Source organism: Xanthomonas sp. WHRI 6106 (assembly GCF_040202405.1).
In the GTDB taxonomy this organism is placed as follows: domain Bacteria; phylum Pseudomonadota; class Gammaproteobacteria; order Xanthomonadales; family Xanthomonadaceae; genus Xanthomonas; species Xanthomonas cannabis.
In genome coordinates this window covers 357,248-372,524 of record NZ_JBEGFC010000003.1, presented here as the reverse complement: position 1 = coordinate 372,524, position 15,277 = coordinate 357,248, and the positions used below count along the sequence as shown (strand labels likewise).

The window sequence follows — 15,277 nt, the reverse complement described above, 5'->3', positions numbered from 1 at the left end:
CGGTCTGCGCTCGTGTGCGTTGCCGCCAATCGGTGCGACACGGGGACTTCGAGATGTCTGCCACTTTGCCCATCCCATCCCGTTCCGTCCCGTCCCATCCAATCACAACCTCAACCGCACCCCACCACTGGCGCAGCGCCGCCGCATGATGCGCGATGTGCTCGCCGATACAACTGGCGATCGATGTGCTCGCACCTAAAGCTGGCGATGAAATAACCGCCACGGTCATGGCCTGGCTGCATCCACCATCCGCTCGACGCGGAACTTCAGCGCGGTGGCAAGCCCCTCTCCCGCCGGGAGAGGGGTTGGGGTGAGGGTACGTGGCGAAGCCCACGCTACGTTCAACCGCGTGCGGCTTCGCCCGTACCCTCATCCGCCCCTTTGGGGCACCTTCTCCCGAAGGGAGAAGGGATCACTTGCGGTCTGCGCTCGTGTGCGTTGCCACCATCGGTGCAACCTGGGGACTGCGGGGATGTCTGCCACTTTGCCGTGCCGCGCCATCCCGCCCCGCCCCGCCCCGCCCAATCACATCCTCAACCGCCCGCAACCGCACCCCATCACCCGCGCAGCGCCGCCGCATGATGCGCGATGTGCTCGCCGATAAAGCTGGCGATGAAGTAATAGCTATGGTCATAGCCTGGCTGCATCCGCACGGTAACCGGATAGCCGGCCGCGTTGGCGGCATCTTCGAACAGCGCGGTCTTCAGTTGGTTTTGAAGGAATTCGTCTGCATCGCCCTGGTCGATCAACAGCGGCAACCGTTCCTGCGCCTGCGCGATCAGCGCGGTGGCGTCGTAGGCCTTCCACGTCGCGCGATCGTCGCCCAGGTACTGCGCAAACGCCTTCTCGCCCCACGGCACCAGGCTCGGTGCGACGATCGGCGAAAACGCCGATACGCTGCGATAGCGGCCCGGGTTCTTCAATGCAATGGTCAGCGCGCCGTGCCCGCCCATCGAGTGGCCGCTGATCGCGCGCACGCCGGTGGTGGCGACATTGGCTTCGATCAACGCCGGCAATTCGTTCACCACATAGTCGTACATGCGGTAGTGCGCGGCCCAGGGCTGCTCGGTGGCATCGACGTAGAAACCGGCGCCCTTGCCGATGTCGTAGCCGTCCGCGTCGGCCACATCGTCGCCGCGCGGGCTGGTGTCGGGCGCAACCAGGATCACGCCGTGCTCGGCCGCGTAGCGCTGCGCGCCGGCCTTGCTGATGAAATTCTGTTCGGTGCAGGTCAGGCCGCTCAGCCAGTACAGCACCGGCAAGGGGCCATCGGCAGCCTGCGGCGGCAGATAGACGCCCACCTGCATGCTGCAATTCAAGGTCTGCGACTGATGGCGATACACGTCCTGCCAGCCGCCGAAGCAGGCGCGGTGTTCGATACGTTCCATGAAGATTCCTTACGAAGAGAAACCCTGCAGCCGGTGCACCGGCTGCAGGGTTGGACAATCAATGCAGCAGGCCTTTCTGGCGCGCAACCTGGGTCGATAGCGCGTCCATCAATCCCGGCGACAGGCAGTCGTACGGGGTCAGCCCCAACTCGGTCAGCCGCGCGCGCACGCCGTCCATCTGCGCCGGCGGCGTGCCGGTTTCGATGATCGACGACACGAAGGCCGCAAAGCCCGGTGCTGACCAGCCCTGTTGCTTCGACAACTCGGTGTGCACGAAATCCAGACCGTAGAACGCATGGTCCTTGTTCTCGATGCGGCCATACAGATGCACACCGCATCCGGTGCATGCGTGGCGCTGGATCGTCGCGCTTTCATCGACGATCTTCAGCTTTTCAGGATGCGCGGTCACCGTGACCTTGTCGCGCGGCGCCACCGCCACCACCGAAAATTTCGCGCCCGCAGGCTTCCAGCACTTACTGCAACCGCAGGCGTGGTTGTGCGCGGTCTGCGCGGCCACCTCCACGGTCACCTTGTCGGTCGCGCAGTGGCATTCGAGGGTCCCCCCCTGAAAACCCTCCGCACCTCCACGCGCAACACCACCATCTACCGAAGGATGAATCGACACGTTTGTCATCATGTCCCTCCCGGGAGTCTCGGGTACCACGTGCGCGGAGGCGGCCGCGCGCCGCTCCTGGCCGTCTGGTCAGAAATGAATCACGGTGCGGATCGACTTGCCTTCATGCATCAGGTCGAAGGCCTCGTTGATCTCTTCCAGCGGCATGGTGTGGGTGATGAACGGATCGAGATCGATCTCGCCCTTCATCGACTGCTCCACCATGCCCGGCAACTGCGTGCGTCCCTTGACGCCACCAAATGCGGAACCGCGCCACACCCGGCCGGTGACCAGCTGGAACGGACGGGTGCTGATTTCCTGGCCGGCACCGGCCACGCCGATGATGACGCTCTCGCCCCAGCCCTTGTGGCAGCACTCCAGCGCCGAACGCATCACGTTGACGTTGCCGATGCACTCGAAGCTGAAGTCCACGCCGCCATCGGTCAGCTCGACAATGACCTCCTGGATCGGCTTGTCGTAGTCCTTGGGGTTGATGCAATCGGTGGCGCCCATGCTGCGCGCCAGATCGAACTTGCCCGGGTTGGTGTCGATGGCAATGATGCGCCCGGCCTTGGCCTGCACCGCACCCTGGATCACCGCCAGCCCGATGCCGCCCAGGCCGAACACCGCCACGCTCTCGCCCGGCTTGACCTTGGCGGTGTTGTGCACCGCGCCGATGCCGGTGGTGACTCCGCAGCCAAGCAGGCAGACCTTTTCCAGCGGCGCGTCGGGGTTGACCACGGCCAGCGAGATTTCCGGCACCACGGTGTATTCGCTGAAGGTGCTGCAGCCCATGTAGTGATAGATCGGCTCGCCGTTGTAGGAGAAGCGCGTGGTGCCATCGGGCATCAGGCCCTTGCCCTGGGTGGCGCGCACGGCCTGGCACAGGTTGGTCTTGCCGGACAGACAGAACTTGCACTTGCGGCATTCGGCCGTGTACAGCGGGATGACGTGGTCGCCGACCTTGACGCTGGTGACGCCTTCGCCCACCTGCTCGACGATGCCGCCGCCTTCATGCCCCAGCACCGAGGGAAAGATGCCTTCCGGGTCGTCGCCAGACAGGGTGAAGGCATCGGTGTGGCACACGCCGGTGTGGGTGATGCGGACCAGCACTTCGCCGGCCTTCGGCGGTGCGACGTCGATTTCGACGATTTCCAGCGGTTTGCCGGGTCCGAATGCGACTGCTGCACGGGATTTCATGGGGTAGCGCTCCTGACGAGATGTTCAAGGACGGAACCGGCAAGCGCCGGCCCGGTGGGAGATTTATTTGAGGTAGGACCGGACCAGACCCAGCAGGTCCTGCACCCGTTCGGCGCGTTGCGCATCGGATGCGGCGGCATGCCCGAAGTCCTCGCGGATATGCGCTTCAAGCACCTGCGACATCAGCCCGTTGACGGCCCCGCGGATCGCAGCGATCTGCTGCAACACCGGCGCGCAGTCTGCGCCCGACTCCAGCGCCCGCTCAAGCGCGTCGCACTGCCCGCGCAAGCGGCGCACCCGCGCCAGGGCGCGCTTCTTTTCCAGCGGCGAATGCGGCATGCCGGCCCCCAGCCAAAATACTGGGGGGCAGTATAGGCATTTCCAGCAGAAAAGCGATGCCACCGCTGGACGCGTTAGGCGCGCAGACGGTTTTCAGTACCGCCGTGATGGTTTTCAGGTCAGCACGGGACGGTTGGCGCGTGCCAGGCTGAACCCGCCTGCGTCAGTGGACTGTTGCGTTGCCGCATGCCATCGCGCGACGTCCTGCGCCGCAGACCTGCGTACGACAGGCGCGATCCCGACGGGACCACGGCAGCGTGCGTCGGGCCGCGGCACCCGCGTGCGCTACCCATCGCCGGCAGCACGTCCTTCGTCGCCGGCGGCAGATGGCGTGTTGCGGTCGGCTGCCAGCCGCATGCTTTCCGAGACCGGCAGCGCGATCGTGCAACGCACGCCATCGGGGCCAAGCACATACGTGGTCTCGGCCTGCAGCTGATACGGCAGCGCGCGCTCGATCAGTTCGCGGCCGTAGCCGGATCCCTGCGGGGCGGCCCCCGGTGCCGGCATGTCCACGCCGGATTCGCGCCATTCGATGCGCAGGCGCATGCCGTCGTCGGTGCAATGCAGCTGCCAGCGCACCAGCAGGTGCCCGCCAGGCTGCGCCAGCGCGCCGTATTTGTTGGCATTGGTGGCCAGCTCATGCAGGGCCAGCGCAAAGGTCTGCACGGTACTGGAGCGCAGCCGCACTCCACGCGGCCCCTCCAGCACGACACGCTCACCGCGCCCCTGCGCATCGATTGCGCCCATCGCCGATAGTTCGACCTGCAGCAACTCGTCGAACAGGATGCGGTCGCCGTCGTTCAAGCGCGACAACAGGCTCTGCACGCGTGCCAGCGCATCCAGACGGTCGTTGTAGACCAGCGCCAGTTCCGCAATGCTCTTGCTGCTGCGCTGGGTGCGGTTGAAGACCACGCGCACCACGCCCATCAGGTTGCGCGTGCGGTGCTGCAGCTCGGCCAGCAATACCTGCTGGCGATCTTCCCACTGCCGTCGCCGGGTCACGTCCTGGCCGATCTTGAGATAGCCCAGCGGCTTATCGTTGCCATCGCGCAACGGGCGCGTGGCACCTTCGATGAACACCCGGCGGCCGTCCTTGCATTGATGCCAGCGGATGTTCGGGGCCACGCCGCTACGGCGCGCCTGCTCGAGCTCGTGCTGCGGCACCTCCGCCAGCCGGTCTTCGGCGACGAAGGTCATCGCCATGTCCTGCCCTACCGCTTCCTCGGCGCTCCAGCCGAACACCGCTTCGGCGCCGGGTGGCCAGGTCTGGATCCGCCCGCCGGGGTCGACGGTGAAGATGGCATAGTCCAGCGCGCTTTCCAGGATCACGCGGTGACGCTCCTCGCTGTCCCGCAATGCACCCTGCGCACGTGCACGCTCCAGGGCCTCCCAGGTGCGTGCTGCGGTCTCTTCCACCAGCCGCACCTCGGCCACCGTCCAGTCGCGCGCGTTGCGCTGATTGACCACGAGCGCGGCCACCAGCTGCCCCTGCTTGATCAACGGCACCGCGATCAGCGCACCGATCTCGTTGCCACCGGCCGCCGCGCGCTGGTCGTCGGGCAGCGCGCCCCCGGTGCGGGTGTCGCGCACCACCCAGGTGCCCGGCTCGCTCAGCCAGGACAGCGGCCAGGTAGTCAGCACCGTGCCGTGCGCCTGGCTGGCCCGGCCCGGTTGATGCCAGTGGCGTGCGACAAGCGGGCGCCCGCCATCGCCGTCCACGTCCATGTAATAGGCGCACCCGGCGTTCATGTGTTCGCCGAGCAGGCACACCGCCTTGCTCTGGATCGCTGCCGGATCGGACAGCGACCGCAGCGCATCGGAGAGCTTCAGCAGGAAGGCGTTGCGGTCCTGCACTTCGCGCAGCGCCGCCTCGGTGGCCTTGCGGTCGGTGATATCCAGTACGAACTCGAATCCGGTCCCGTCGGGCAGCAGCTTGGAGGCGAACAAGGCCCAACGCAGGCTGCCGTCCTTACGCCGATATTCGCGCTCGTACGGCGTGGCACTGCCCTTGGTCTTGAGCTCGTGGAAGGCATGCGCCGACAACGCGCTCGCCGCCGCCGGCGTCAGGTTCTGCCAGGTCAGTCCGCCTGCCTCGACCTCGGCGCGGCTGTAGCCGGTCATCTTGAGGAACGCATCGTTGGCATCGATCAGGCGGCCGTCCATGTCGAAGTACGTGGCCCCCACCGTTTCGATGGTCAGTGCGGTGCGGAAGCGTTCCTCGCTGGTACGCAGTTGCTGCTCGGCATGCTTGCGATCGGTGATGTCGCGGAAATACACCGACAGGCCGCCGTCGCCGGTGGGATAGATGCTGATGTCGACCCAGTGCCCGGGCACCGGCGATGCGGCATCCAGGCGCATCATGCGGCCGCTCTGCGCTGCCTGCAGATGCGCGCGGTGCGTTGGCGAGCCCACCATCTCCGGGAATTGGTCCCACAGCACCTTGCCGAGCAACGCTGTACGCGTGCGCGCCCACACCGCTTCGGCCTGCCGATTGACGTAGGTGAAACGCCATTGCGCATCCACGCCGTAGAACGCATCGGAAATGCTTTCCAGGATGTCGCGGTTGCGTTCGGCAAGCTGCCATAGCGCTGCCTGCACCTGTCGCTGCTCGGTGACGTCCTGCACCACGGTCAGCCCGCCGGTCACCTTGTCGCCGTCGCGCAGCGCCACGGCGGTGACGCGCAACCAGCGTTCGCTGTCGCCCCCGACATGCACGAAGTCCACCGGCAAGGCGGAGTCCACCCCACGCAAGGCCAGCGCGCCTGGAAAGTCTTCGCTTGCCACCGGGCAGCCCTGCTGGTCGAAGCCCTTCCAGTGCCCACCATGCACGTCGTCGCGCGACGGAATCCGGTCACCGAGCTGGCTGTGCAGACGCGGATTCCTGTAAGTGAAGATGCCGGCGGTATCGAACAATCCCACGCCGATGGGGACCTGATCGAGCACATAGGCCAGCCGCGCCTGGCTGGCGCGCAGCTGCACATCGGCCTGCTTGCGGGCGGTGACATCGACACCCGCCACGAACCATTCGCGGATGCGGCCATCGGCCTCCATCACCGGCACGGCCTTGGTCGACATCCACGCGACGCTGCCATCGCTGCGGCGTACACGGTGCTCGAGCATGATCGCGCTCCTGCCCTGGATGCCTGCATCGATGCGATCGCGTACCTTCGCCTGATCCTCCTCGGGGATGTAGTCGGTGATCCAGCGCCGGTCCGGATCAACCACCCCCGCGAACGCGTCCGCGTTGCCCAGCGCGCACATCTCGCTCCAGTCCGGGCTCACCCGGTAATGCACCTCGGAGCTTGCTGCAGACAAGGCCAGCAATCGCGATTCGCTGGCGCGCAGCGCGCGCTCGGACCGGTAGCGCTCGATGAAATCGGCCGCCGTCCATGCCAGCAGTTCCAATAGCCGTAGCTCATGATCGGCGGGACGATACGGGACGCTGAACTGCGTTCCGAGCAAGCCCAGCAGCGTGCCGTCGCGACTGAACAACGGCGTGAACTGGGCGGCACGGATGCCGCTGCACAGCGCTGCGTCGTAGTCCGGCGTGTGCTTGAGCGGCGCGAACGCTTCGATATCTTCGATCACCAGTTGCCGGCGTTCGCGGCGCATGGCCTGGCAGGTCGCCTGAAACCCGTCCTTGAGGAAATGCTGCACGAACGGGCTGTTTTCGTCGTGTCCTTGATAGACGCGCAACTCCATCTCGCTGCTGTGCGCATCGACCAGCTGCACGCAGCCACAGGCGGTGCGCGCGAATGCGCAGGCAAGCGCGGTGATCTCGCTCAACGCGACGCGCGCGTCCGCTTGCGCCGCCAGGCCGACCTGCAACGCATGCAGCTGGCGCATGCCCTCCAGCTCGTCGCGCAACGCCACCTCACTCTCAAACTGTGGCCCGGAGGGACTCTTCATTGTGACGGGATCTTTCCTGCAGGAGCCATGATCGATCACTCGCAATCCTTGGCAACCACAATGCGCGATCAACAGCGAAGAGGTTGTCAGCAGCGTGCTCGACACGGACCAGGCGCTGCACGATGACGGCAGCCGTAGCGCGTTCTCGATCAGCGTAGTCCGGGCACCCTAATCCATCGGCGCTTGGCGATACATCACGCAAGGCGCACCTACGGCAACGTCCGCTTGCCGCCCGCCGCAGGCGTTGCGATGCAGTCAGATGCTGATGAGGATCAGCCGGCCCGCAATCTGGCGGAGAGGTGGAAGCACCTCACGCACATGCGCACACCGATCGATGGCAGCTCGGCACACGCAGGCGCTGCAGCATGTGCAGCAATGCAGCACATCGACGTCGAACGTCAACGCTCGACCACGACTGCTTCGACACCGACCGGCTCGACACCGATTGCGTCGTCTGCCACATGCCCGGGCAGCGATGCCAGCACCGCATTCCGGAAGCGGGCCGCGAATGCGGCATCGTTGGCCTGATAGAAGGCGCGCGCATTGGCCGATAGGGCATCCAGCTGCACCTGCGGCATGGCAAGTGCGGTATCCACCGCCTGCGCAATGCCAGCTGCGTCCACGTAGTAATACGAGGCCAGGCGCCGCTGGCGCACCTCGGCCGCAGGAATCAGCACGCCATGCTCGGGCCGCACCAATTCGTTCATGGGCTCGCCATCGGTCGCCAGCGTCACCGCGCCGACGCTGAGCGCCTCCATCAGGTAGTGACCGAATCCTTCCGCCTCGGAAGGACACAGATGGAACAGATGGGCATTCTGCAGCCGGCGCAGTTCTGCATCGTCCAGATAACGGACGCGGTGATCGATGTTCGGCGCCACCACCGGCTTGCCGGCGGTGCGCGGGTTCTGCACAACGGTCAGCAGCGGCCACTCGGGGTGTTGCTTCCAGGTCTCCAGCAGCACGCGGGTGCCCTTGGCGGTGCTGCGCCCGGCCAGGTGGAAAAACGCGCGCTGCCGCGGCACGTGCGGGTCGTAGCGATCCGGGCTGGTGAAACCGATGAACCGCGTGGTGCAACCCAGGCTCTGGAAAATCCGCTCGGCATGATGGGTCTTGCACAGCACCGCATCGAAGCGCGGCAACAACGGCAGCCACTTGGGCAGCAGCCATTCCGGATTGGGCACCAGCAGATTGATCTGCCCCAGCGCCAGGCAGCGCGCGTAGACGCGTTCGGAAAAGATCTGCAGCGGCACCCGCCCGAACAGCGCGCGGCTGGCCCACAGCCGCGCTTCGCGGCCGGTGTCCTGCAGCCGCTGGCTGGTGAACCCCAGTTCCTGCACCGGCACGCCGCCGGCGCGCAGGGTCTGCGCCATCAGCACCATGTCGCGGGTCAGGCCCACGCCGTTGTCGCGGCTGATCACCCGCATCATCGGAAACGCCCTTGCCTGCGCACGCACACCGTCGGGCTGGCGCAGTGTCGAAGCGATGATGTCCTGCGCGATGTCCCGTCCCGTCATGGTGCCTTGCACGTGTGCCAATGGTTGACAAAATCCATCATTATTATGTTTGTTCCAGCCTTGCATCTGCGAGCACCATGTATCCGGTAGCCACCACCCCGCGCGGGCCAACCTCCGCGCCACCGACGATGACCTCCATGGATATGCAACAACCCCGCGTTCTTGTGGTCGACGACGACCCCGACCTGCGCAAGCTGATCGGCGAATTCCTGAGCGCCCACGGCTACCAGGTGGACGTGGCCGAAAACGTGGCGGACATGCGCACGCGCATGGCGCAGCACCGCCCGGACCTCATCGTACTCGACGTGATGATGCCCGGAGAAGATGGGTTGAGTGCGGCACGTGCCCTGGCCAGCGAGCGCGGTTCACCTGCGGTCATCATGCTCAGCGCGCTGGGCAACGACACCGACCGCATCATCGGCCTGGAAGTGGGCGCCGACGACTACCTGGCCAAACCCTGCAATCCACGCGAGTTGCTGGCCCGGGTCCGCGCGCTGCTGCGGCGCAGCCAGGCCAGCAGCGAGCAGGCCGACCAGCGCGGCAACGTCTACGAATTCGCCGGCTGGCGGCTGGACGTGGTACGCCGCGACCTGCGCGACCCCACCGGCATCTTCATCAATCTGTCCGATGGCGAATTCGCCCTGCTGCGCACCTTCGTCGAGCACCCGCAGCGGGTGCTCAGCCGCGACCAGTTGCTGGACTATGCCCGCGGTCGCGACACCGACGTCTACGACCGCGCCATCGACAGCCAGATCAGCCGCCTGCGCCGCAAGATCAATGAGCGCGTCCATACCGAGTTGATTCGCACCGTACGCAACGAAGGCTACATGCTGCTGCCGAGCGTCTCGCGCCTGTGAGCAAGCCGGCACGGCGCGGGCTGTCGATCTTTGCCCGTACGTTCGTGTTGCTGGCGGTGGCCCTGTTCACCGCCCAGGTGATCGGCATCGCCCTGCTGGTGATGCGCACGCCGGTGTACGAGCCACCGGTGCATCCGCCGGAGGTGGTGGCACTGCTGTCCACGCGCATGCCGGCCGGTACCCAGACCCTGAAGGTGCACGATGGTGCGCAGGCGCCGACACCGCCGTCTGGCCAGGTGCGCGACCGGTTTGCGGAGATGCTGCTGGCGCATTGGCTGGACGTGGACGCACGCCACGTGCGGTTCTATCGCAGCGCCGACGAGCGCCAGGTCCCGCGCCTGGACGAGCAGCCGTCGCCGCGCGCGCGCAGGCTGCCGCAGATGGCCGATGGCGCCGCTGGCGACCACGGACAGCGGCCGACGGAATGGCCGCCCGCCCGTGCGGGTGCGGTCGCGACCGACGGCCGGCCCTTCGGCAGTGAAGCAGCGCCGGGCCAGGCGCCGGAAGACTGGGAAAACGAACGGCTGACACCCGGCGTGCCGCTGCTGGACGGCTTCACCGCCGCCCTGCAGCAGCCCGATGGCCGCTGGCGCACGGTGGAGTCGCCGCGCCGGCGGTTGTCGGCCGAATTCAAGACGCACGTCGTGTTGCTGTTCCTGGCCGGCCTGCTCGCCAACGTACCGCTGGCGTGGTGGTTTTCGCGCGCGCTGTCGGCGCCGATCAAGCGCTTTGCCGAAGCCGCCGACCGGCTGGGCCGCAACCCGCATGCCCCTGCACTGCAACGCAGCGGCCCGCCGGAGATCGTGCGCGCGGCCGATTCGTTCAACGGCATGCAGGCACGCCTGAACCGCCTGATCAACGAGCGCACCCACATGGTGGCAGCGATCGCGCACGACCTGCGCACGCCGCTGGCGCGATTGTCGTTTCGCCTGGACGACCTGCAACCGCCGCTCCGCGAGAAGGCGCTGGCCGATATCGACGAGATGAAGGCGATGATCTCCGCCGCACTGGATTTCATCCAGAACGATCGGCATCGCGGCGAGCGCGCGCCGCTGGACCTGCGACTGCTGGTGGAAAGCGTGGTCGACAACGCCACCGATATCGGCGCCGACGCGGTGCTGTTGCCGGGCCCGGCGATCACCCTGGACGGCGACCCGCTGGCGTTGCGTCGCGCGGTGATGAACCTGCTCGAAAATGCGCTCAAATACGGCAAATGCGCCCGTCTGCACCTGCAGCGCGACGGCGAGGACGGGGTGCTGTGGATCGACGACGACGGCCCCGGCATCGACCCGACCCAGCGCGAGCAACTGCTGCTGCCGTTCGTGCGTGGCGAGTCCTCGCGCAACCGCGGCACCGGCGGCATCGGCCTGGGCCTGTCGGTGGCGCACAGCATCGTGCTGGCGCACGGCGGCGATCTGCGTCTGGACAATCGCGCCCAGGGCGGATTGCGCGTGACCGTGCGCCTGCCGTGCATGCCGGAGCGGCGCTGAGCGCAGAGCGGGCCGGCCAACGACGGATCAGTGCGCGGGACCAGTGACTGCGGCGGTGCCAATAGCGGTGGCGACAACGCCTGGCGAGCAGTTGTCGGATAGGCATGGAGGGCGCACCGCAAAACGCAATCTGTGCGCTACCGACAATCCACTGCGCGCACCGTCACCCACGGCAACGCACGCCACCTCACGGCGCGCCTTCCGCCGCGTACCGCTCACTCAGTACGAAAACTCGCGAAACACGCGGTCGATATCGCCATTCCAGGCGCCGTGATACAGCGCCAGCTTGCGCTCGGCGGCGGTGACGCCGCTTTCGGCGATCTCGGCAATCACGTCCAGGAACCCGGTCTCGTCCTGCCCGTCGCGGTTCAGGCGTGCGCGACGACGCAGGCCTTCGCGCGCGATGTTGACCGCCTCCACTGCCAGATCGCGCGCGGTGCCGTTACGGAACGGCAGGCCCAGCGCGTGCCTGGGCACACCGTCGCGCAGCGCATGCCGCTCGGTGGGGCTGAAATCCTTGACCAGGTCCCAGGCCGCATCCAGCGCAGTCTGGTCGTACAGCAAGCCCACCCAGAACGCGGACAACGCGCACAGGCGATCCCACGGGCCGGCATCGGCGCCGCGCATTTCCAGATATTTCTTCAAACGCACTTCCGGGAACGCGGTGGTCATGTGGTCGGACCAGTCGCGCAGCGTCGGCAGTGCACCTGGCAGCGCCGGCAGCCTGCCCTGCATGAAGTCGCGGAAGCTCTGCCCGCTGGCATCGTGGTAGACGCCATCGCGGTAGGAAAAATACATCGGCACATCGAGCAGGTAATCGACGTAGCGCTCGTAGCCGAAGCCGTCTTCGAACACGAAATCCAGCATGCCGGTGCGGTCGGCGTCGGTGTCGGTCCAGATGTGCGAGCGGTAACTCAGGTAGCCGTTCGGTTTGCCTTCGGTAAACGGCGAATCGGCAAACAGCGCGGTGGCGATCGGCTGCAGCGCCAGCGAGACGCGGAACTTCTGCACCATGTCCGCTTCGGTGGCGTAATCCAGGTTGACCTGCACCGTGCAGGTGCGCGTCATCATGTCCAGGCCGAGCGAGCCGACCTTGGGCATGTAGTTCTTCATGATCTGGTAGCGGCCCTTGGGCATCCACGGCATCTGGTCGCGGCGCCACTTGGGCTGGAAGCCCATGCCCAGGAACCCGAGCTGCAACTCGCCGGCCACCTGCGCCACTTCGTCCAAGTGCGTGCCGGTTTCCACGCAGGTGTGGTGTAGGGTTTCCACCGCCGCGCCGGAGAGCTCCAGCTGGCCGGCCGGCTCCAGGGTCACCGAGGCGCCGTCGCGCAGCAACGCGATGGTGTGGCCGTTTTCCTGCACCGGCTCCCAGCCGAAACGGGTCAAGCCGGTCAGCAAGGCCTCGATGCCGCGGGCACCCTCGAAGCTAGGCGCGCGCAAATCATCCAGCTGGAACCCGAACTTTTCGTGCTCGGTACCGATCCGCCAGTCCGCACTCGGTTTTTCGCCGGAGGCCAGCACCTGGACCAGTTCCGCGCGTTCGGTGATCGGCGTTTCGGCAACGTGGCTGGGACTCGACAAGGGCAGGCTCGCAAACGAAAGGGGTGGGACGATGTGGGGGTCCTCCCCAGCCACCGCAAGGCCCGCACTATACCCGCAGGGCATGGAAGAATTGCCGCCATCGGCCGGGTCTGAGATTTCCATCCATGCGCATGGCAGCGTCGAGGCTGGCGGCAGCCCCCTGCACGCCGGCACGATCCTGCCGCAATGCCAAGCGCAGGCAACGTCGCCGGTGAGCGATGTCGGGCATGGCCGTCGCAGCAGCCTGCACTCACCACTGCCCTCGAACCCGACTCGCCTGGATCCTCCGGCCGCCTCCAGAAGGAAGGTTGCGCAATCGAACCGACCCGGGGGCGCCAGGGACCAGCCTTCAGCAGCGTGCTTCATTCGCCCGTCGTAGGCCCGCACGACCCGGCAGAGCGGCAGGCACGGCGCTAGGCAGTGGCGCGCACACGATCCTGTAGCATCGCCCGGCCATGACCGTTGCGCCCACGCCCACCGACGCCCTGCTTGCGCAGATGACCAGCCTGATGCACTGCGAGCGCGCCGAAGGCTTTGCCTGCGTGAGCGCGCGACGCGAGCACGGGGCGCGCTCGGTGGACCTGGCCCAGGCGCAGTTCGCCATCCTGCTGCAGGGCCGCAAGCAGGTACGCACGGCAACCCAAGTGCTGGAATTCGTACCCGGCGACCTGTTCCTGGTGACGCGCCGCTGCCGCATCGACATCGTCAACACCCCCGACCCGCACACCGGGCTCTACCTGAGTGCAGTGGTCCCGTTGTGCGAAGAGGCCCTGTCCGCAGCGCGGGCATTGTGGAACGAGCCGCTCCCCGAGGCCGGTGCCGACATCGCGCGGTTGCCGGCCATCGCGTTCGACGGGCCGTTGCGGCAATGGCGCGATGCGCTACAACAGGGGCTGTACACCGAAGCGCGCCTTGCACTGGCCGCGTTGATCATCGGCGTTTGCCGTCGCGGCCACGGCGGTCTGCTGTTACCGCCTGCGCCCAGTCTCGCCGACCAGGTGCGTGCGCTGATCACCGCACAGCCACAGCGGGCCTGGCGCTCGCGCGATATCGAAGACAGCCTGGGCATCAGCGGCGCCACCTTGCGCCGGCATCTGGCCGCCGAGCAGCGCTCGCTGCGCGACCTGATTACCGATGCGCGGCTCGCGCACGCGATGGCCCTGCTCTACACCACGCGCTGGCCGCTCAAGACCGTGGCCGCACGGGCGGGCTATCGCTCCACACGCAGCTTCAGTCAGCGCTTCCAGCAGCGCTACGGGCTGGACCCGGGCAGCATCGGCAACAGCCGCTAGGTCGACCGCGCCGAGCGCTTGACGCAGCGTAATGAGCGAATCGCGCGCGCCGCGGCGCCCAGCATGACGCCACCGCGGCGGTGCCGCCTGTCCTGGAGTTGCCCCCATGTCGTTTCCCGCCCTGCGTTCGCTGGCGCCCCTGCTGCTGGCCGCCAGCGCCACCCTCGCCCAGGCTGCCACGCCTGCCGGCACCCACCAGCAGGCGCCCGGTTTCTATCTGCAACGCATCGGCACGCTGCGGGTGACCGCGCTGTTCGATGGCAGCGTCGCATTGACGCGCCAGCAGCTGTCCCATCTCGACCCGGCCGAACGCGACCGGCTGCTTGCGCAGGGCTTCGTGCCCGAAGACGCCAGGGGACTGCAGACAGCAGTCAACGCGTATCTGGTGCAGGACGGCAGCCACCTCAGCCTGGTCGATACCGGCACCGCGCAGTGTCTGGGCCCTGGTCTGGGCCAGGTGCTGAGCAGTCTGCGCGCCGCTGGCTACGACCCGGCCCAGGTCGACGATGTCCTGCTCACCCACGCCCATCCGGATCACCTGTGCGGCCTGCTGGACGCCCAGGGCAAACCGGCGTTTCCCGCTGCCACGGTATGGTTGTCCGCTGCCGATGCCGCGTACTGGCTGGACCCCGCATCCGAGGCGGGTGCCGGGCCGCTGCTGAAATTCGCGTTCCCGCTGGCGCGCGCGGCGGTGGCGCCTTACCAGGCGCAGGGACGTCTGCGCCGGTTTCAGCCGGGCAAGACCGCCCTGCCGGCCGGCATCGTCGCCCTGGACAGCCAGGGCCACACCCCGGGCCATGTCTCATATCGCTTCGACGGCGGCCCCGACAACACGCTGCTGGTGTGGGGCGACGTGCTGCACTACCACGCCGTGCAGTTCGCACAGCCGGACGCCTCGTTCGAGGCCGACAGCGACCGTGCCAGGGCGATCGGCTCTCGCCGCCGCATGTTGGCGCAGGCTGCGGACGGCCGGTGGTGGGTGGCCGGCGCGCACCTGCCGTTCCCGGGGCTGGGCCACGTGCGCCGCGACGGTGCCGCGTTCGCCTGGGTGCCGACCGAGTTCGGCGCGGTGCCGGCCACGCCCTGAACGC

The 15,277-nt window shown here is 67.2% G+C and carries 10 protein-coding genes and 2 pseudogenes; 5 read left to right on the top strand and 7 right to left on the bottom strand.

Going from position 1 to position 15,277, the window contains the following annotated elements:
* Positions 1–557: 557 nt before the first annotated feature.
* The 6 genes from fghA to ABQZ09_RS07230 form a co-directional block, all read right to left on the bottom strand.
* Positions 558–1,388: an S-formylglutathione hydrolase gene (gene fghA / locus ABQZ09_RS07255; protein WP_039411212.1), complete on the bottom strand. Its 831-nt coding sequence runs from the start codon at positions 1,386–1,388 to the stop codon at positions 558–560.
* Between the two features lie 58 nt (positions 1,389–1,446).
* Positions 1,447–2,022: an S-(hydroxymethyl)glutathione synthase gene (gene gfa / locus ABQZ09_RS07250; RefSeq protein WP_039411228.1), complete on the bottom strand. Its 576-nt coding sequence runs from the start codon at positions 2,020–2,022 to the stop codon at positions 1,447–1,449.
* Positions 2,023–2,091: 69 nt separating this feature from the next.
* Positions 2,092–3,201: an S-(hydroxymethyl)glutathione dehydrogenase/class III alcohol dehydrogenase gene (locus ABQZ09_RS07245; RefSeq protein WP_039411211.1), complete on the bottom strand. Its 1,110-nt coding sequence runs from the start codon at positions 3,199–3,201 to the stop codon at positions 2,092–2,094.
* A 63-nt stretch (positions 3,202–3,264) separates the two neighbouring features.
* A complete protein-coding gene (locus tag ABQZ09_RS07240) occupies positions 3,265–3,540 on the bottom strand; it encodes a metal/formaldehyde-sensitive transcriptional repressor (protein WP_039411209.1) in 276 nt (91 codons plus the stop codon).
* Positions 3,541–3,825: 285 nt separating this feature from the next.
* Positions 3,826–7,449 carry a PAS domain S-box protein gene (locus ABQZ09_RS07235; protein ID WP_349776503.1) on the bottom strand — a complete coding sequence of 1,208 codons (3,624 nt, stop codon included), beginning with the start codon at positions 7,447–7,449 and terminating at the stop codon, positions 3,826–3,828.
* 398 nt (positions 7,450–7,847) lie between these two features.
* Positions 7,848–8,963, bottom strand: a complete 1,116-nt coding sequence (locus tag ABQZ09_RS07230) for a glycosyltransferase (RefSeq protein WP_349776502.1) — start codon at positions 8,961–8,963, stop codon at positions 7,848–7,850.
* 137 nt (positions 8,964–9,100) lie between these two features.
* On the opposite strand from ABQZ09_RS07230, the gene ABQZ09_RS07225 reads away from it, so the two are divergent.
* From ABQZ09_RS07225 to ABQZ09_RS07220, 3 genes and pseudogenes are all read left to right on the top strand, one after another.
* Entirely contained in the window at positions 9,101–9,820 is a 720-nt protein-coding gene (locus ABQZ09_RS07225) for a response regulator (protein WP_081422439.1), read from the top strand.
* Positions 9,817–10,141: pseudogene (locus tag ABQZ09_RS19870) on the top strand (two-component sensor histidine kinase); the annotation flags it as partial. The gene ABQZ09_RS07225 and the pseudogene ABQZ09_RS19870, both read left to right, overlap by 4 nt.
* A gap of 179 nt (positions 10,142–10,320) precedes the next feature.
* Positions 10,321–11,310, top strand: a pseudogene (locus ABQZ09_RS07220) (ATP-binding protein); the annotation flags it as partial.
* A gap of 219 nt (positions 11,311–11,529) precedes the next feature.
* Here ABQZ09_RS07220 and ABQZ09_RS07215 read toward each other — a convergent pair.
* A complete protein-coding gene (locus ABQZ09_RS07215) occupies positions 11,530–12,894 on the bottom strand; it encodes a glutamate--cysteine ligase (RefSeq protein ID WP_349776500.1) in 1,365 nt (454 codons plus the stop codon).
* Between the two features lie 455 nt (positions 12,895–13,349).
* Between ABQZ09_RS07215 and ABQZ09_RS07210 the strand changes: the two genes are divergently transcribed.
* Positions 13,350–14,186, top strand: a complete 837-nt coding sequence (locus tag ABQZ09_RS07210; protein ID WP_349776499.1) for a helix-turn-helix transcriptional regulator — start codon at positions 13,350–13,352, stop codon at positions 14,184–14,186.
* 106 nt (positions 14,187–14,292) lie between these two features.
* Positions 14,293–15,273 carry an MBL fold metallo-hydrolase gene (locus tag ABQZ09_RS07205; RefSeq protein WP_349776498.1) on the top strand — a complete coding sequence of 327 codons (981 nt, stop codon included), beginning with the start codon at positions 14,293–14,295 and terminating at the stop codon, positions 15,271–15,273.
* The last annotated feature ends 4 nt before the right edge of the window (positions 15,274–15,277 follow it).